14 protein-coding genes are annotated in these 18,518 nt (G+C 56.1%); 7 read left to right on the top strand and 7 right to left on the bottom strand.

The features are described 5' to 3' along the window. Positions 1-66: 66 nt before the first annotated feature. The gene (locus ADICEAN_RS10225) at positions 67-744 is read right to left on the bottom strand and encodes an ABC transporter ATP-binding protein (RefSeq protein WP_009195512.1); all 678 of its coding nucleotides are present in this window, start codon (positions 742-744) and stop codon (positions 67-69) included. 118 nt (positions 745-862) lie between these two features. On the opposite strand from ADICEAN_RS10225, the gene ADICEAN_RS10220 reads away from it, so the two are divergent. Next, positions 863-1,213 carry a four helix bundle protein gene (locus ADICEAN_RS10220; RefSeq protein ID WP_009195511.1) on the top strand — a complete coding sequence of 117 codons (351 nt, stop codon included), beginning with the start codon at positions 863-865 and terminating at the stop codon, positions 1,211-1,213. 99 nt (positions 1,214-1,312) lie between these two features. On the opposite strand, the gene ADICEAN_RS10215 is transcribed toward ADICEAN_RS10220, so the two are convergent. Continuing rightward, on the bottom strand, positions 1,313-2,563 hold the full coding sequence (locus ADICEAN_RS10215; RefSeq protein WP_009195510.1) for an efflux RND transporter periplasmic adaptor subunit: 1,251 nt from the start codon (positions 2,561-2,563) through the stop codon (positions 1,313-1,315). A 266-nt stretch (positions 2,564-2,829) separates the two neighbouring features. Here ADICEAN_RS10215 and ADICEAN_RS10210 point away from each other — a divergent pair, with 266 nt between their 5' ends. Then, positions 2,830-4,188 carry a sigma-54-dependent transcriptional regulator gene (locus ADICEAN_RS10210; protein ID WP_009195509.1) on the top strand — a complete coding sequence of 453 codons (1,359 nt, stop codon included), beginning with the start codon at positions 2,830-2,832 and terminating at the stop codon, positions 4,186-4,188. Further along, positions 4,178-5,521 (top strand): sensor histidine kinase, encoded by a 1,344-nt coding sequence (locus ADICEAN_RS10205; protein WP_009195508.1) that lies wholly within the window; start codon positions 4,178-4,180, stop codon positions 5,519-5,521. The genes ADICEAN_RS10210 and ADICEAN_RS10205 overlap by 11 nt, the downstream gene beginning before the upstream one ends. Before the next feature lie 20 nt (positions 5,522-5,541). On the opposite strand, the gene ADICEAN_RS10200 is transcribed toward ADICEAN_RS10205, so the two are convergent. Then, on the bottom strand, positions 5,542-5,952 hold the full coding sequence (locus ADICEAN_RS10200) for a transmembrane 220 family protein (protein ID WP_009195507.1): 411 nt from the start codon (positions 5,950-5,952) through the stop codon (positions 5,542-5,544). Positions 5,953-6,205: 253 nt separating this feature from the next. Here ADICEAN_RS10200 and ADICEAN_RS10195 point away from each other — a divergent pair, with 253 nt between their 5' ends. The 3 genes from ADICEAN_RS10195 to glk all read left to right on the top strand — a co-directional run bounded on the left by ADICEAN_RS10195 (position 6,206) and on the right by glk (position 9,320). After that, a complete protein-coding gene (locus tag ADICEAN_RS10195) occupies positions 6,206-7,135 on the top strand; it encodes a hypothetical protein (protein WP_009195506.1) in 930 nt (309 codons plus the stop codon). Between the two features lie 190 nt (positions 7,136-7,325). Beyond that, entirely contained in the window at positions 7,326-8,192 is an 867-nt protein-coding gene (locus tag ADICEAN_RS10190) for a universal stress protein (protein WP_161622687.1), read from the top strand. Positions 8,193-8,237: 45 nt separating this feature from the next. After that, a complete protein-coding gene (glk, locus tag ADICEAN_RS10185) occupies positions 8,238-9,320 on the top strand; it encodes a glucokinase (protein ID WP_009195504.1) in 1,083 nt (360 codons plus the stop codon). A 576-nt stretch (positions 9,321-9,896) separates the two neighbouring features. Here glk and ccsA read toward each other — a convergent pair. The 4 genes from ccsA to nrfH all read right to left on the bottom strand — a co-directional run bounded on the left by ccsA (position 9,897) and on the right by nrfH (position 16,965). Then, positions 9,897-13,109, bottom strand: a complete 3,213-nt coding sequence (gene ccsA, locus ADICEAN_RS10180) for a cytochrome c biogenesis protein (protein ID WP_009195503.1) — start codon at positions 13,107-13,109, stop codon at positions 9,897-9,899. A gap of 257 nt (positions 13,110-13,366) precedes the next feature. Beyond that, the gene (locus tag ADICEAN_RS10175; RefSeq protein WP_009195502.1) at positions 13,367-14,683 is read right to left on the bottom strand and encodes an alginate export family protein; all 1,317 of its coding nucleotides are present in this window, start codon (positions 14,681-14,683) and stop codon (positions 13,367-13,369) included. A gap of 53 nt (positions 14,684-14,736) precedes the next feature. Beyond that, positions 14,737-16,230 (bottom strand): ammonia-forming cytochrome c nitrite reductase, encoded by a 1,494-nt coding sequence (gene nrfA, locus ADICEAN_RS10170; protein WP_009195501.1) that lies wholly within the window; start codon positions 16,228-16,230, stop codon positions 14,737-14,739. A gap of 87 nt (positions 16,231-16,317) precedes the next feature. After that, on the bottom strand, positions 16,318-16,965 hold the full coding sequence (gene nrfH / locus ADICEAN_RS10165; protein WP_009195500.1) for a cytochrome c nitrite reductase small subunit: 648 nt from the start codon (positions 16,963-16,965) through the stop codon (positions 16,318-16,320). Positions 16,966-17,190: 225 nt separating this feature from the next. Here nrfH and ADICEAN_RS10160 point away from each other — a divergent pair, with 225 nt between their 5' ends. Continuing rightward, entirely contained in the window at positions 17,191-18,435 is a 1,245-nt protein-coding gene (locus ADICEAN_RS10160) for a pyridoxal phosphate-dependent decarboxylase family protein (RefSeq protein ID WP_009195499.1), read from the top strand. The last annotated feature ends 83 nt before the right edge of the window (positions 18,436-18,518 follow it).

Here is an 18,518-nt window from a genome sequence, read left to right as displayed (position 1 = left end):
GGAATAGTACTGTCAGATACTCCCCCCTTCTTACCTCCATCACCAGCTGACAGGGGGATGTCCTGGCTAGACCATGAGATTCTCCAGCACCGTTTGCCCATCCAGCATGCGCACAATGCGGTGGCTGTAGCGGGCATCATGCTCAGAGTGGGTAACCATAATGATGGTAGTGCCCTGCTCATTGAGATTCGTAAGCAGCTCCATTACCTCGTTGCCGTTGGAGGAGTCCAGGTTACCGGTAGGTTCGTCGGCCAGGATCAGCTTGGGCTTGTTTACCACGGCACGGGCCACGGCCACACGCTGCTGCTGGCCGCCGGAGAGCTGCTGGGGGTAGTGATTGCGGCGGTGCATGATCTGCATCTTGTCCAGTACTTCCTCTACCCGCTGCTTGCGTTCTGCAGCGCCCACACCCAGGTAAATGAGGGGCAGCTCCACATTTTCAAACACGGTAAGCTCATCAATGAGGTTAAAGCTCTGGAACACAAAGCCAATGTAGCGCTTGCGCAAATCGGCCCGCTTGCGTTCGCCAAAGCCGGCCACCTCAATGCCATCAAACAGGAAGCTGCCCGAATCCGGATCGTCCAGCAGGCCCAGAATGTTGAGCAGGGTGGACTTGCCACAGCCCGAAGGCCCCATGATGGCCACAAACTCTCCTTCTTTCACTTCCAGCGAAAGCTTGTTGAGCGCTACGGTTTCCACATCTTCGGTGCGGTAGATCTTTTCGAGGTTGGTTATCTTGATCATAGTTGGGTATGGGGTATGAGGTTGGGGTATGAGCTTTAGCGCAATGGAATTCGAATCGCTTGTAGTTTAAGAACCATTCTCCTGGTTTTTACTTTATTTGATATCCTATTTTTTTGTTATGCGAAATTTTCAGCAACTACTCATCTGGCAAATAAGCCATGAGCTAAATCTCACCATTTATAAAATTAGCAGTAGCTTCCCAAAGGAAGAGATATTCGGTTTAACTGCTCAAATTCGCCGAGCAGCCACTTCCATTCCTACCAACATTGCTGAGGGCAGCGGCCGAAACAGCGATGCCGAGATGAAACGTTTTCTCATCATCAGCACAGGTTCCTGTTCAGAAGTAGAGTATCAGCTCATTCTTTCTAAAGACCTTGCCTATATCACTCCCGCTCAATTCCTTGAGCTCTCCGAGCAAGTCACCACCATCCGTAGGATGATCCATAGCTTCATTAGCCGTCTGGGATAAGCACCAGCTTTTCATCCTCAACCTGAGGCACCTACCTCCACAGCTGCCGACCTATACCCCATACCTCATACCTGATACCTCATACCGCGCATCAGCCGCTTATTTCAGCACAAGCTCCTGCATGTCCCCCCAGTTTTCATAGCTGGAGGTAACCACCTTGTCGCCGGGCTGCAGGCCGCTGAGCACTTCGTAGTATTCGGGATTCTGGCGGCCCAGCTGCACATCTACCCGATAGGCCGTGCTGCCGTCTTCACTCACCTTAAATACCCAGTTGCCGCCGGTTTGCTGATAGAAGCCCCCTTTGGCCAGTAGCACAGCCTGGGTTTCGTCGCTCAGTGCCAGGCGTATTTGCAGGGTCTGGCCGCGGCGTATGCCCTCCGGGGCGCCCTCTACAAACTCCATGTCTACCTGAAAGCGGCCGTTGCGGACCTGGCTGTATACTTTTTTGATGGTCAGGGCATGTTTTTTTCCGGCAAAGCTGGCTTCGGCCTGCTGGCCAATGAATACCCGGGAAATGTAGTGTTCGTCTACCTCTACCTGCACCTTAAAGCCACTCATCACATCAATCTGGCCCAGGCGAGAACCCTTGTTCTTGGATTCGCCGATCTCGGCATCCAGCGAGGTTAGCTGCCCGTCAATGGGGGCGCGCACAATGAGGTCTTCTACCTTGCGGCGCATCAGGGCCAGGGTATTCTGCATGCGGGCATAGGTTTCGCCGGTCTGGCGCAGCTGCTGCTGCATGGAAATGGAATCCTGGGTAAGGGTGCGCTCGTTCAGCTTTTTGCGGTTAAGCTGAAAGGTGTAGTTGTTTTCAGAGGCCTTAAACTCCTGCTGCCCGATCACCCCTTCTTTATAGAGGTGCTGGTTTAGCTCATACACCCGCTTGGCTTCGGCCAGGGCATTGTCTACCTCGGCCTTCTGGTTGAGCTGCTGGATGGAGTTTTGCACCGCCCCATTCTTGGTGTTCTGCATTTGGGTGAGCACCTGAAAAACGGCCGTTTCCTGGTTGGCCAGGCTCAGTTCCAGGTCCGTGTTGGACAGGCGCAGGATAGGTTGTCCCTTCTGCACCAGGCTGCCGTCTTCCACCAGTTTCTCCTCTACCCTACCCCCTTCCAGCGCATCCAGGTAAATGGTGGCGATGGGTTGTACCGTACCATTAACCGGAATAAATTCCTGAAAGGTATTTTTGCGCACCTCGCTGATGGTGATGCGTTCTACGGCTACATTCAGGCGGCTCTTGCCATTGGCAAAATACACGCTGGCACTTATCAGTATTACCAGCGCAGCAATGCCCACAATGGTGAGGATGCGCTTCTGGTTCCAGGTCTTTTTTTGAATTACACGATCCACGGCGTTCTTTTTTTACAGTTAGGGTCAGCCGGCTCCGGATGGGAGGGGCGACGCTGCCGGTAAAAATACAGAAGCTGTGCCAATTTTCATTTTGGCTGATTTTGAGCTTCTTAGCACATATCAGCCTGCGCTACCCGTGCGCTATCGCACAGCAGGTGTACGCTTTTGATACACTTTGGCAGCACCCCCTGCTAAAAGGGGGGTCATTTTCAGCCATTTGTACAACTGGCATACTTGTCGCTCCATTTTTTTCATAGATTTAGGCTATGCAACTCAAAAAAGCTTCTGTACTGATAGTCGATGACGATCCCGATGTGCTTACGGCCGTGCGCCTGCTGCTGCGGCCGCAGGTAAAGGAGATCGTCACCGAAAAAAACCCCGACCTGATCCGCTCCCACCTGAGCCAGCACCAGTTTGATGTGATCCTGCTGGACATGAACTTTGCCTCCTCCATCAATACCGGCAACGAGGGGCTCTACTGGCTGCGCAAGATCAAGGAATTCAAATCCGAAGCAGCGGTGATCATGATTACCGCCTATGGCGACATAGACCTGGCCATACGCTCCCTAAAGGAAGGGGCCTACGATTTTGTGGTAAAGCCTTGGCATAACGAAAAACTGCTCAGCACCCTGCAGGAAGCCATCAGCAGCAAGGACGGAGGTTCCAAAATCTCCCTGCCCGGCGCCAGCACCCCGGTGATCGGCACCGAACTGCTGGGGGAGTCCGAGCCCATGCAGGATATCTTCTTCAAGATCCGCAAAGTAGCTCCTACCGATGCCAACATCCTGATCCTGGGCGAAAACGGCACCGGCAAAGAACTGATAGCCAAGGCCATTCACCAGCACTCCCTTCGGGCCGACAAGCCCTTTGTAAAGGTAGATGTGGGTGCCCTTACCGAATCGCTCTTTGAAAGCGAACTGTTTGGCCACAAAAAAGGGGCCTTTACCGATGCACGGGACGACAGGGCAGGCCGCTTTGAGGCCGCCAACGGGGGTACGCTTTTTCTGGATGAGATCGGCAATATTTCACTGCACCAGCAAAGCAAGCTGCTGAGCGTGCTGCAAAACCGCCAGGTGATTCGCGTAGGGGCCAATGAGCCTGTTCCGCTGGATGTGCGCCTGCTCTGCGCCACCAATGTTCCGCTCTCGGAGCTGGCCAATGAAGCGCGCTTCCGCAAAGACCTGATCTACCGGATCAATACCGTTGAGATCATGGTACCCCCCTTACGCCGCCGCCAGGCCGATATTCTGATGCTGGCCCGGCATTTTGTGGGGGTATATGCCACCAAATACATGAAACCGGTGCCCGAGCTGAGCAAATCGGCTCAGGAGAAACTGATGGGGTACCCCTATCCCGGCAATGTGCGGGAGCTGCAGTATGCCATAGAGCGGGCCGTTATCATGGCCGATGAGCACCAGCTGGAGGGGCGGGACATCCTGTTTTCGCCCATAGAGTCGGCCCCGGCAGAAGCAGCCCTGGTGCGCGAAACCAACCTGGAAGAACTGGAAAAGGCTACCATTCTGCGTGTGATCGAGAAAAACGGGGGTAACCTTTCCAAGGCTGCCAAAGAACTGGGCATTACCCGTACGGCCCTTTACCGTCGCCTGAGCAAATATGATCTTTGAGCAATTTGAAGCCCGCCTTACGCTGCGCGTTGTGCTGCTTTTTGGCGTACTCTGCCTGAGCGCCTTTGCAGTGGCCTGGAGCCAGTGGCTCTACCTGATGGTGCTGCTGCCGCTGCTGGCCTATCAGCTGACAGACCTGATTCGCCTGCAGCGCAAGGCTCAGGAAGAGCTCAACCAGTTTGTGGAATCGATCCACTACCGCGATTTTTCCCGCTACTTTGATGTAAAGCATGCCCCGGCCGAGCTGCAGAATCTGCGCCAGGGCTTCAATGAGATCAACACCACCTTTAAGGTGATCAGCAAGGAAAAAGAAACCCAGTACCACTACCTGCAAAAGATCCTGGAGCTGATCGATACCGGCATCCTCTCCTACAAGCTGGAGGGGGGCGAGGTGGTGTGGATGAACGAGGCGCTGAAAAGGCTGCTGCAGCTCCCCTACCTGCGCACCATCCATTCGCTGGAAAAGCGCGATGCCGAGCTCTACGCCGATGTAGCCGGACTGCAACCCGGCCAAAGCAAAATTGCCACCGCCTCGCTGGACAAGAATGCCGTAAAAATCCTGCTCTCCGCCACCGCCTTCCAGACCGATGGGCAGACCTATAAGCTTATTGCGTTTCAGAATGTGAATGAGGCGTTGGACGAGACGGAGTCAAAAGCCTGGCAGAAACTGCTCAGTGTGATGACCCATGAGATCATGAACTCCATTGCCCCCATCTCCTCCCTGGCCGATACGCTCAAAAATAGGCTGCAGGAAAGTCTGGTAAATGGGGCCACTACGGAAGATGTGGAGGACCTGGAGGTGGGTATCAGCACCATCAAGCGCCGTAGCGAAGGCCTGCTGAAATTTGCCGAAACCTACCGCAACCTCAACAAGATCATCACCCTTAATCTGCAGTGCGTTTCGCTCAGGGAGCAGTTTGCGAACCTGCAGCGCCTGATGCAGCCCACACTTACCCAAAAGCAGATCTCGCTGGAGGTAGAGCTGAAAGAGCCTGAAATTACGCTCGAGGCCGATGCCAACCTGCTGGACCAGGTGCTTATCAACCTGCTGGTAAATGCCATTGAATCCCTGAAGGGACGCCCCGAGCCGCGCATTTGCCTGGCGGCCTACCGCGCTAGCAACGGAAAAGTGGTAGTAAAAATCAGCGATAATGGCAGCGGCATGAGCCGGGAGGTGCAGGAAAAGATCTTTATCCCCTTCTTCAGCACCAAAAAGCAGGGCAGCGGCATTGGCCTGAGCCTGTGCAAGCAAATTGTGATGCTGCATAAGGGCACCATACAGGTACAGTCGGTAGAGGGGGTGGGTACGGCATTCTTTCTCAGGTTTGGCTAGTGGCGACCAGCCAGCCTCCGCTACCCTTTGGAGGGGTCCTGGTGAAGAACTCCCCTGCGCCCCCTTTGCCGCCGCCAGCCAATCCAGGCAGCCACCCCCATCAGCAGGGCCACCAGCAGCAGGCCAAAGGCTTCCCGGGCTTCTTCCATCTGCTGAGTTTTCATGCTCAGGTCCTGCTGCTGCCACTCCTGCCGGATCCACTCCCCAATACCACCGGGATACATATACACAAAGCCCGCCACCCCCAGCAGCACGCCAGCGGCCAGCAGCGGCAGCCAAAAGCGGCCGCTTGCTGCCAGTCCGCACATCAGAGCCGCATAGCCGTAAATGCCCATCCAGACCAGGGGGTCGGGATCATTCCACTGCCAGTAGGCAAAGAGCAGAAAGAGCAGGCTCCATACGGCAAAGAAAATACGCAGTCCTTTTTTCATAGCGGGTGGGAAACTGGCCTATACTACTAAATCCATTCGGAATCTGCATCATTATACCCCCACTAATGCAACTCCCAGCCCATGCACCCCGCCCTGCGCAGGATAGGCAAGCGCATGTTGTGCCACCCCACTGAGTACATGCTACAAGCAGCTCCCTGAAGCTGACAAAATTCTGCAGACGTCTGATTCCGGTCAGTGTCTGCTACAGGCCTGCTGTGTACCTTGAGGCATACATCCAGGGAGAAAAATTGTCATGAAATCGCTGGTCAACGTCCGTATCCTTGTACTCTGCATTGCCCTGCTGGCGGCGCTGGCAAGTGGTGCAGGCATCTTCTCCAGCCAGGGCCCGGGGCCCTTTGCACACACTTCCATCCGGGGTCAGGCAATCCCCATCTGGGGCAGGGGAATTTACCAGCACATGTCGGCCGAGGTAGCGCCCCAGGGCATTGCCCAGGATTGGGTAACCCTTGTATTGGGCATACCCCTACTGCTGGTAGCGCTGCAACTGGCCGCCAGGGGTTCGCTTAGGGGCAGGTTTCTGCTGGCAGGTACGCTGGGGTACTTTCTGGTAACCTACCTGTTCTATACTGTAATGGGCATGTACAATGCGCTGTTTCTGGTCTATGCAGCCCTGCTTGGCTGCTCCTTTTTTGCTTTTGCCCTGGTGATGCTGTCGTTTACCCGGGCCAGCCTGCCCCTGCAGTTCGGGCCTGCCGCTCCGCTTCGGCTGGCAGGTGGTTTTCTGGTGGGCATTGCTGCCAGCATTGCCCTGCTCTGGCTCAGCATAGTGGTACCGCCCCTGCTGGATGGCTCCATTGTTCCGCTCCAGGCCGAGCATTATACCACACTGGTGGTACAGGGGCTTGACCTTGGCCTGCTGCTGCCACTGGCCATTGTGGCCGGCTTGTTACTGCTGCGCAAAAAGCCTATGGGTTACCTGCTGGGCCCGGTGTATCTGGTGTTTCTGGCCCTGCTGATGACCGCCCTTACCGCCAAGGTAGTGGCCATGGCCTGGCTGGGCTACCCGGTCATTCCCGTAATTTTTATCATTCCCAGCTTCTGGCTTCTTACACTTTTGCTGAGCTATCGTCTGCTAAAAAACATAGACCTGCCCAGGCAGGCAGCCGATGCACCTACCCTATCTCCTGGCAAAACGCTTGCTGCCGGCAGCAGCCTCCCCTAAGCGGCCAACTCCCTCTTTCATGCCGTTGACAGCCAGCGCAAACGTTGGCATTATCCCTGGCTTACGCATTCATTCACAGAACATTACAGAGCTACTCCAGGAGCTGATGTATATCATCTCCCCAGCCATTCTGCATCATGTACTCTGCCAATACCCTGCCGGATATTTGTATCAGACAAAGGAGACGGCCATGAAAACCATTCTTGTTGCCACCGATTATTCTAAAGCAGCCAGCAACGCCCTGGCCTATGCAGCAGGCATAGCCCGGCAGCTGCAGGCAACGCTTGTGCTGTACAATGCCTTTCAGCTGCCACCCCCTATGGCGGTGGCCCTGTTATCGGAAGCCCAGAAGAACCGTTACCTGAGCGAAAACACCGCCCGGCTTGGTCAGACGGCCCGGCAGCTGGCACAGCTATACGGGATTACGGTGCGCTGGCAGACCTCCTATGCGTACCTTGACGAAGAACTTCCCAGGCAGGTAGTGCAGACCGGGGCCGATCTGGTAGTGATGGGCATGCGCAGCAGCTCCACTTCCTCCAGCCTCATGGGCAATACCGCCATCACGCTATTGCGCCATGCCCACTATCCGGTGCTGCTGGTGCCGGAAGAGGCGTACTTCACCCCCCTTAGCCGCATCCTGTTTGCCTGTGACTATCATCTACTGAAAGCCAAAACCCCTCTGCACCTGCTGGAGGAGCTGGCCAAGGCCTTTGGTTCCCGGGTGCAGGTATTGCATGTAGAAAAGGAAGAAGCCCTGCTGGTGGGCGCCCACGAGGGACCCGTACATACCAAAGCGCTTCAGCTAGAGACGGTGCTGCACCAGTTGCGGCATGAATACAAATACCTGGAGGCGCCGGATGTGGTAGCCGGCATCGAGCAGGGGATCGAAGAATTTGATGCTGACCTGCTGGTGATGGTGCCTCGTAAGGCGGGTTTCTGGAGCTCCATGCTTCACGAAAGCACTACCGCCAACATGGCGTTTCACAGCCGGGTACCCCTGCTGGCACTCCCCTGCACCCAGCAGCATCATAGCCTGCTGGATGTCTTTATTAAATAAGCCTTTTGCTTTACTCAACTAGTTACTGACCAATACTAACCCCCTATGCTACTCCCTATTCATTTCCCGCATGCCGGCGCCTGGCTCTCAAAAAATCAACGGATCCTGGCCGCCGATGTGGGCGGCACCAAAACCATCCTGGAGCTGTTTGATGTGCGCCAGAACCACTTTCACAGCATTAAAACCACTACCTACCGCTCCAAAGACCACAGCTCCTTTCTGGAGATCGTACGCTTGTTCCTGATCGAGCAGCCCATGCCCGACAAGATCTGCATTGGCATTGCCGGCCCGGTACTGCAGGGCACATGCAAAACCACCAACCTGGCCTGGGTAGTGGATACCGAGGAAATCCGCCAGCAGCTGGGCATTCCCTATGTATTTCTGATCAACGACCTGGAAGCTAATGCCTATGGCCTGGCCGCCCTTAGCCCCTCCGACACCAAGACCCTGCATGCGGGCAATCCCGAAAATGGGGGCAATGTAGCCATAATTGCTGCCGGCACCGGCCTGGGCGAGGCCGGACTGTTCTGGGATGGCAAAGCCTATCACCCCTTCCCCACCGAAGGGGGGCATGCCAGCTTCAGCCCCCGCTCTGAGCTGGACATTGCCCTGTGCAGCTACCTGCAGAAGCAGTTTGGCCATGTAAGCTGGGAGCGGGTGGTCTCCGGCATGGGTATTTACAACATTTACCTGTTTTTGCGCGATGTGCTGAAGCGGGATGAGCCCGCCTGGCTGGAAGAAAAAATGCTGAGCGGCGACCCGGCCAGTGTGATCAGCAAAACAGCCCTGCAGGGCGGCTGCCCCATTTGCGACGAAACCATGCAGCTCTTTGTGCACTACCTGGCCGAAGAATCGGCCAACCTGGTGCTGAAAATGAAAGCCACCGGCGGCCTGTACCTGGGCGGGGGCATTGCGCCCAAAATCCTGCCCCTGCTAACCGAAGAGCGCTTTATGCCGGACTTTTTCCCCAGAGGACGCATGCGGGAGCTGCTGGAAGGGGTGCCGGTTTACATCATCCTTAATCCCCACACTGCCCTGCTGGGTGCTGCCCATTACGGGGCCTACAGCGGCCTGCCGACAACCACCCTCAACTTTCCGGCCATCGAGCTGCTGGAAACGCTGGATTAGGGTAACGAGAATTTCCAATTCGGGTCAACCCCATCTGAATCTAAGGCCCGAGGCACTATCCTGGAGAAGGGTAGATTGTGATATTTTTACCACTGTAAGCAGAAAATGGTACGAAATCCCCTCCTCGGAGGGGTTGGGGGTGGGTAGAAGGTTGAATAGGAAAATCCTTTTCTGCCAATGTAAATTCCTTCAACAGCAAGGTATGAATGAAAAGCATCAACCAATACCCACCCCTAGCCCCTCCGAGGAGGGGATTTCGTACTTCATGTACCCATTTCCTGGAGAGAGAAATCAATAGTTCTTGCTAGCGTAGCTTTGTTCTCATCCCCACAGGCCAGACCTTGTATAAGCCGTAGCAGATCCGGCTCTAGGGCACGGCTGCTACCGCTTCTTTTGTGGGCGCCAATACATTGGCTGTGACAGCTTTTCAGGGGGGGTAATCTCCACCCTTGTGCCAGCCCCTATGGCTGAAGCACCGGCAGTTTTCTAGTGCTGTATACCCTTAAAAACGATCACCCCGCTGCATGGGCGGGGTGATCCTAAAGCCTGGTGGGGGTGCCGCTCAGGAAGTGCTGCTTATACCGCCAGCAGAGCACGCTGCTCCTTGGCGCTGAGGTTGCGGTATTTTACTATGGCCAGCACGCTCACCAATGCCAGCAGCGCCACTGCCCAGTAGAGCCACTGGGGCACCGGTACCGGATCGCCGCTGGCGTAGGAGTGCAGGCCGGAAAGGTAGTAGTTTACCCCAAAGGAGGTCATGATAATGGACGAAAACGACCAGAGGCATACGAGGTTAAAGAGCAGGGCATTTTTAAAAGCGGGCACCAGGCGCAGGTGCAGCACAAAGCCGTAGATCATGATGGAGATGAGCGCCCAGGTTTCCTTGGGGTCCCAGGCCCAGTAGCGGCCCCAGCTTTCGTTGGCCCACACCCCACCCAGAAAGGTGCCGATGGTCAGCAGAAACAGGCCAATGGTAATGGCCATTTCATTTACCACGCTGAGCTCCTGCATGCTTTGCCACCAGCGCGCCGAGGGGCTGGCCGGTTTAAAGAGCAGCAACAGCAGGAGAAGCAGGGCCAGCAGCGCCGCCAGGGCCAGGGGGGCATAGCCACTTACAATTACCGCTACGTGTATCTTCAGCCAGTAGGAGTTAAGCACCGGCATCAGGTTGGTGATCTCGGGATTGAGCCAGTCCAGAAAGGCCACAAAGAGCAGCGTACCGGAAAACAGGATGCCAATGGGCACGGTGAAGTGCGAGTGTTTGGCAAAGAGCAGTCCCGACAGTAGCACACCCCAGGCCACAAAGATCAGCATTTCAAAGCCATCGCTCCAGGGGGCATGCTGGGCCACGTACCAGCGCAGGCCCAGGTGTAGGGTAAAGGCGGCCAGACCAATCCAGCCCAGCACCAGGCCCCACGTCCAGCTGATGGTTAGCCAGCGCGGACTCGCAAATAGCTTTACAATGGCCAGGGCCAGCATGCCCAGCCCCAGCAGCCAGAAAAGGCCAAAGAGGCGGTTGCCCAGCCGCAGCTGGTTGTAGAGCAGCTCGGCCTTCAGGCGTTCCTCAGAGGGGTACACCTGTTCGCCGGCTTTCTGCTGGTAGAGGCTTATGTAGTTCAGAATTTCTTCGGCCTCCTTCCACTCGCCGGTGGCAATGCCTTTTTGCAGGCCTGCCAGATACATGGGGGTAATGTTTTTCACAAACAGGGCATCGTCTTCGGCAAAGCCCTGGTTGCTTTGCATGGCCGTAAACCAGGTGTTGTTGGCATCCAGCTTGTTGGGGAATAGGCGCAGAAAATCCCCACTCAGAATGGCGTAGAAGATGTTGAAGCGTTCATCTACCTTCAGCAGTTCCTTATGCCCCTCGTTGCGCTCGGCGGGCTTCAGGCGGTTGGCCTCCTCCACCAGCTCGTAGAGTATGTAGCGGCCTTCATCATCCAGCAACTCCCGAAAGCTGATGCTGCTTACCGGCGCATGTTGCAGGGCGGCAAAGATGGCGCCCCCCTTGTCGGGATCTACCTTTATCAGAGGCAGGGCACTAAAGGTTTGCGGATCCAGCTGCACAGCCAGCAAAAACTGCTCGGCCGTAAGCAGCTGCTCACCCCCGGCATGGGGTACGGCAATGGTAGATTTGCCGCTGAGCTTGCGCGTGATTTCATTGGCCAGCGTATTGAGGGGTTTCATGCGCCCATCCAGGTCCTGCACAATCAGGCGGCCATAGGCACCGGCCTGCTCCTGCGGAACAATAGCCCCACTGGCATCGGGCAGGGCTCCGCCATGCGCCATGGCCTTAAGGCCCAGCAGCAGCAAAAGGGCCACTACAGCACCGGCCATCTGCCAGCCCCTGCGGCGCAACAGGCTGCCGCGGCCCGGCTGAGCACCTGACTCGGCGGGGCGGCTGGCGCCTTCTTCTGCAGCCCGCATGCTCTGGAGGCGGCGGTTCAGAATGCTGAAGCGGCTGCCCCGGGCAAAGAAGGTAAAGAACATGCCGATGGTCAGCAGGCTATAGGCCAGGTAGGTAATGTAAGTGCCGGGCCGGTCCTGGCTTACCGACAGGATGGTTCCCTTTTCGTCGGTATCGTACGAGGCCTGGTAGAAGCGATAGCCCCTGTAGTCGAGCACATTGTTCATAAAGATGCGGTAGGGGAAAGTAGTTTCTCCATCCACCACCTGCACCCGGCTGGCGTAGCTGGAGGGGCTCTGACTGCCCGGGTAGCGCTCCAGTTCAAAGGCGTCGAGCCGCAGAGCAAAGGGCAGGTACTCCTGGCGAGGCCCATAGGCCAGGCTGTATTTCTTATCGCCGGCAAAGAACACATGCCGCTTTGGGTGGCGGCTTACCAGCTCGGTATAGGTAGTAAAAACCTCCTTGCCGGCCTGATCTGTAATTCGCAGTTTCACCACATCGGGCAGGTCTTTGGTATCATGGCCATGATCGTCGATATGGTAGATGAGCTGCTTGCCCTCGTGGATGGCTTTTACCAGAAAAGCGGCACTGTCCATCTGGTAGAGCGAGCGCAGCTGCAAGGGGCTTGCCTCGCCGGCCTTCAGCACCCCCATTTTCTGGGTGGTCATGTCCACAATATGCAGGGGGCGGGGGCTGCGGATCATCCAGAGGCTGTCCTGGCGAAAGAGCTCAATGGCGCCCTCCCCGCCTGCCGCAGTGGCCAGGCTAAGCTCGCCCAGGGGCAGGCGCTCGCCCTGCCGGATCAGGTAATCTTCCCGGCCGGTACCCTGGGCCACGGCTATGGCCAGCAGCGTATCGGGCCCGGCCACAAACTCCTGGTGGGCGCCCTGCAGGTATTCCTCAATGCGGATGGTAAAACGGGCATCGCCCAGCACTACCTCCTGACTAACAGGGCTGAAAGCATGGGCCTGCAGGGATAAGGCCTGCTCAAAGTGGCGGGGGTGCCCACCCTTACCCAGCTCGGCCAGTTGCAGATAATTGATCGAGGAAAAGAACGCGCTTTCCGCCTTTCCTTCCCGGATATGGATAATGCCTTCTTTGCCAAAGAAACGGGTTACCCCTGCCCCCACAATGATGAGGACAAAGGCAATATGGAACAGGCCAACCGGCCAGCGTTTTTTGGTAAAAAGCTTATAGTGTTGAATATGGGCCAGGAAGTTAATGGCCAGCCAGATCATCAGCACTTCAAACCACCAGGCTTCGTATACCATGCTGCGGGCGGCAGCGGTACCATGGTCGTTTTCCAGAAAGGTGGCCCAGGCCATGGTGCCTGCAAAGGCCAGCATCAGCACAAATGAGACCTTGGTCGATAGCAGATATTTCATAGGAATTTCTTTTTATCCTTACCGAAAGCCCGTTCTGCCAGCAGGGAGATGGAATGTTCAGGCTCATTCCAGGGCCGTAAGCAGGGATTTTCAGTACTGCAAAACTAGGCCTCACCCCAGGGAAAAGATATGACAATCATCAGCCAGGGGGCTGACATTGGGAGGGGGTTGCAGGCCGGATAGCAGAAAAATGAAAAAAAGCAGGAGACGTTCATCCCCTGCTTTTGCCTGTTTGTAGGTGGTAAATTGGTAAGATGTTAGAAGAGCAGGCCGATAAATCTGTTCTTCATGGTAGGGCGGTAGATCATCATCACATAGCCCCAGTTCTGTACCCGATCGGGAGTGGCTACCCCCTGCAGCCGCTCAAACGAATCGGAGGCGAAGATTTGGCTGTAGCCCCCCTGTACCGATACAGCATCACTGATGAGGTAGCCCAGTGTGAGGTCAAGCTCGGTGCCCAGGCCTCTGCTTAGCTCCACATTTTCATTATATACCCTGCCCATCGCGCTAAAGGTATGCCCGTTCAGAGAAGTAAACAGTTTGGGGTTCACATCCCAGCGCAGGCGCACAAAGAGGTCCTGCAGGCCCAGCCCGTTCTCATGCCGCCCTCCTACAAAAAACTGGTCCATGTAGCCATTGTGCATGTGGTTGGTGCCGTAGAGGGGCGCAAAGGAGCGGTTTACCGATTGGGGACCGTTGTTGTCAGTACCGCTCAGCCATTCCACACCTGCCGTCAGGCGCAGCTTGCTTCCCTTTTCTTCATCGAGAGTGAAGAGCTGGGAGGCCTGCAGGCTGGCATCATAGGCCCGGATCTCCCGGCCGGCCACATCCTTGCCAAATTGCTGGTAGTAGAAGCCCGAGAGGGTGGTGTTCTTCAGCTGGTACTTTAGCGTGGGTACACCCAGGGTCTGGCGGTAGCGAATGCCCTTGTCGGTGATCTGCCCGGCGGGGTCCGTTACGGTATACTGCCGGCCATCGTTCCAGAACAGGAGTGAGAAAGTAAGCCCCTTTAGGGAATTCTCGTAGCGCATAAACTGGGCCGCCTTGTACTGGTTGGGAATAGTGAAAAGCGTGCCGCTCAGCCGCTCACCGTCCTGGTTGTAGCCGGCCCCCAGGTGCAGCTTCATGCTTTCCTTTTCCCATTTTGCCAGCGCAAAATCATGTGCGCGCCCCTGCAGGGCCCAGTCCAGGTTGCCCAGAAAGCGGGCATTGTCATAGTTGAGCTCCTGGCGGCCCAGCTTTAGCGAAAAGGTCTCGCTCAGCCGGGTTTCAGCCCAGGCCTCGTGCACCGACAGGTAGGGGTCCGTAGCTTTGATCTGAGGGGCGCTGCCCCAGGTGCGCACATCCTGCACGCTTACATAAAAGCTGAACTTATCCATCTTGTAGCTGGCATTGAGCCGGGCTCGCTGCCCGATAAAGAGGGCAGCCTCCTCTCCCTCTCCAATAAGGCGGCCAAAGCCGTGACGGTATTCGCCGCGCTGCACCAGCTGGCCATCTACACTAAACTGGGCCAGCGCGGGCGTAGCTGCCAGGCAGGCAAGGGCCAGAAAGCTGCTATAGAAAATGCGTTTCATAAGGGTATCAGTGGATTAGAACAGATTTTTTGCGATAAGCTGCCAGCAGTGGTTTAGTTACCGCTCAGCTTGGGTTGTTTGGCGCTGGCCTCCCGGGCTTTGCCTTCTTTAAGCCACTGGGGCACTACCTGCTCCAGGTACCTGGCCTTGTTGGCTTTTTCGGCAGGAATGTCCAGGCCAATGTAGGCCTGCAGGGCGGCTTTGCTGGTAAAGTCAGGCATTTCTACCGGCTGGTTGTGTCCCAGCTCGGCCAGCAGGCGGGTGAGTAAAATGCGGGCTTCCTGAATTTTGCCGGTGCCGGAAGAGACCATGCGGCTGGTTTCCAGCGGGGCGTGGAAGGCAGCTCCATGGGAGGCTACGCTAAAGTCCCAGCGCCACTGGGCATGGCGAATGTTCTTGAGGATCTCGGCCATCTGTGCTTCGGTAGCGCCCAGCTCCCAGGCCTTCTTGGCCTCTATATGCGCCTTGGCAATTTGTTTTTGCAGGTAGCTGGTGCCTTCCTTGATCTTTTTCTGGCGCTCGTACACATCGGAGAGCAGGTCTTCTTTTTTCTCCCGGTGGCACACAAAGCAGGAGCTTTCTACATTGGCCAGCGGAGAGCCAATGTGGTGATCGGTAAACTTCTGACCCCCTTCGGTTTTGTAGGGCATATGGCAATCGGCGCAGCTTACGCCCCGCTTGGCATGCACGCCCATTTTAAAGATCTCGTAGTCGGGGTGCTGGGCCTTGATCATTTTGGCTTTGCTGATGGGGTGTACCCAGTCGGCAAACTCAATAGTATCGTAATAGGCCTCCATGGCTTCTACTTCCAGTCCGTCTTTCCAGGGGAACACCACATAGGCAGCACCCTCCTTGCCCGGAATCTTCTTATCAAAGTAGTATTCTACGTGGCACTGGGCACAGACCAGGGAACGCATTTCCTGGTGCGAAGCCTGCTTAATATCTTGTCCCATGGCCTGAAAAGCCTCTACCAGTGCCGGGCGGGTAATGGTCAGGTTCATGGTTTTGGGATCGTGGCAGTCGGCGCAGCCAATGGGGTTGATCACCTCACTGCCCAGGTCAGAGAGCTTTTTGCTATAGTATTCGGTTACACCCATTTCGCTCATCAGGCGGGGCACATCAGTACTCTTGCAGGTCCAGCAGGTGCTGGGCATTACCCCCTCGCCTTTTTCCATGGGGGCGCCTATGCGCAGCGAGTTGTGCACATCCTCAATGGCATGCGAGTGGCCGCGGGGCTGGTTGTAGTCTTTGCTGAAGGCATAGCCGGCCCAAAGCACCACCAGCTCGGGCTGCTCGTCAAGCGCATCGCGGAAGCCGCTGGTATTGAACAGGCTCTTAAAGGTGGTATCCTGTGTTTTCTGATAGGATTGGAATTGGCGGGGGTAATTAAGCCCCCAGATCGAATCCTGGGGCACAATGCCCTCTATGGCTACGGTAGACTGATACGCAAAGCGTGCTTCGGCCTTCCGATCCATGATCGTATAGGCGAGCATGGACAGCAGAAAAACCGCCACCAGCGTTGCCAGGAATAAAATCCAGTTTTTCATATTCGTGTGTGATTAAGGGTCTGCGAGGTATTGTGTGGGCGTAGATTTTTAAGTGAGCTGGCACCGGCCAGCGCTCAGGCATTGGGGTTATTTTGCTGCTGGTGTTTTTTGGTTGGTTTCCATCATTTCTTTAAGCCAGGCCGGTATAATGGCCGCTTTCTCCCTGGCGTGGATCTCGATGCGCTCCGGTTGAAGGCCTACCGACGACAGGCTTTTTACCCGGCCATGGGGCACTTCCCGGTGGCACTCCCAGCAGAGGCGGTCGGTACGGTGCACGGCATGCTGATCAACAGAGGCTTCCAACTTAGGGTCTACCACCCTGTCCTGGTGGCAGCGTACGCAGTTGTTCTGGATCACCTCTATGGAGGGTTCCAGCGCCCGGATCACCTGCGGCTCTGCCCCTATGGTGAAGATGGAGGAGTGGTACAGGCCATCTTTGGCTTTGAAGTAAAACTTGCTGAAGAGATTATCCTGCGGTACATGGCAATCATTGCAATGGGCTACCTCCCGGTGCGAGCTGTGGTTCCAGGTAATGTACTGCGGCGTCATCAGGTGACAGTTTACGCAGGCTTTGGGATCATCAGAGAGGTAGGAAACGGCATTGCTTAGTTTAAGGGTGTAAAAGCCTAGTCCAATGAAGATGGCCACCAGTACAGTGGCCACCGGCCGCCATTTTTTGGGGGGAATAAGGCTGTAGCGAAACAGGAAGCGCTTGGGGGATAAGTTACCTGCCATAAAGCAAGGGTTTTATATTGCTACAAAGCTATGCGCCTTTAAGCAGTCCCCGTATGATATAGATCATTCTCCAACATGACTATAATGCTGCTTTGGGGCCTTCAGGCAGCAGAACTTTGTACTACATACTATAGTCCGGGGCGGAAAGGGGGCCCGGCTGCCCTTTTACCCCTTCGGCCAAAAATCGCTACCTTTACACCCGCTACCCTACCCCAACGAACAGCTATGCACCACTGGAAAAAATTGAGCAAGGAAGCCATCCGGAAACGTGTGTTTGCGGCCCTGGACCGGAATGTTAACTTCTATGAAGAACAAGTACTGGGCGTGCCGGCCTCTCACCTGGACAGCAAAGTGTTTTATCAGGATGCGCCCTTTCTACAGGATGCCCCCTTTCTCTCCACCCTTATTCGCAACCCCAACCATATTGGCTGCCATACCCTGGGCACCTCTGAGCACTTCTTCAGCGGCACGCAGGAAATAGAGCGGGAGCTCATAGCTCTTTGTGCCGAGCAAATTCTGCAGGCCGCCCCCAACGCCTGTGATGGCTACGTAGCCTCCGGGGGTACCGAGGCCAACCTGCAGGCCATCTGGATCTACCGCAACTACTTCAGGACTGAGCTGGGCGCCCGCCTGGAGGATATCTGCATTCTCTGCTCGCAGGATAGCCACTACAGCATGAAAAAAGCGGCCAATGTGCTCTGCCTGGACCTGGCCGCCGTGCCGGTAGCCGAAGACAGCCGCAGCCTGAGCCGCCAGGGAGTGGCTGCCACCCTGCAGCAGCAAAAGGCGCTGGGCAAAAAGTACTTTATTGTGGTGGCCAATATGATGACCACCATGTTTGGCTCCGTAGATGAAGCCGACTGCTATACCGAGGTGCTGGAGCAGGAAGACTGCCCCTACAAGCTGCATGTAGATGGGGCCTACGGGGGTTTCTACTACCCCTTTACCGAGGCGCAGCACCAGCTGCATTTCGGCAACCCCAGGGTAAGCTCTGTTACGCTGGATGCCCATAAGATGGTGCAGGCCCCCTATGGCACCGGTATTTTCCTGATCCGCAAGGGCTATATGCAGTATGCCAACACCAAAGAGGCCAGTTATGTGGAGGGCGAGGATTATACCCTGATCGGCAGCCGCTCCGGGGCCAATGCCGTTGCCATCTGGATGATTCTGATGACGTACGGCTACTGGGGCTGGAAGGAGAAGATTAGGGTACTGCAGGAGCGGGCCGCCTGGTTTTCCCGGGAACTGCAGCAGGAGGGCATTGCCCATTACCGCAACCCCTACGCCAACATCATTACCATCCGCAGCGAGCACCTCACCCGCAGCATAGCCGACCGCTTTGGCCTGGTGCCCGACCGCCATGCCGCCCCCGCCTGGTATAAGGTGGTGCTGATGGAACATGCCACCATCGAACACCTGGAACCCCTGCTGGAAGAGCTGCAGGCGTATAAAGAGGTGCAGGTGGGCTGAGCCGTTGGTGGATCAATAAGTTAAGTAAAGCCCTGACAGGCCTACGCGGTCCGGTTCGAAACCGGGCCGCGTAGGCCTGTCAG

The organism is Cesiribacter andamanensis AMV16 (genome assembly GCF_000348925.1).
Lineage (GTDB): Bacteria > Bacteroidota > Bacteroidia > Cytophagales > Cyclobacteriaceae > Cesiribacter > Cesiribacter andamanensis.
The sequence above is the reverse complement of the archived record's forward strand: the minus strand, read 5'-3'. Positions and strand labels throughout refer to the sequence as shown.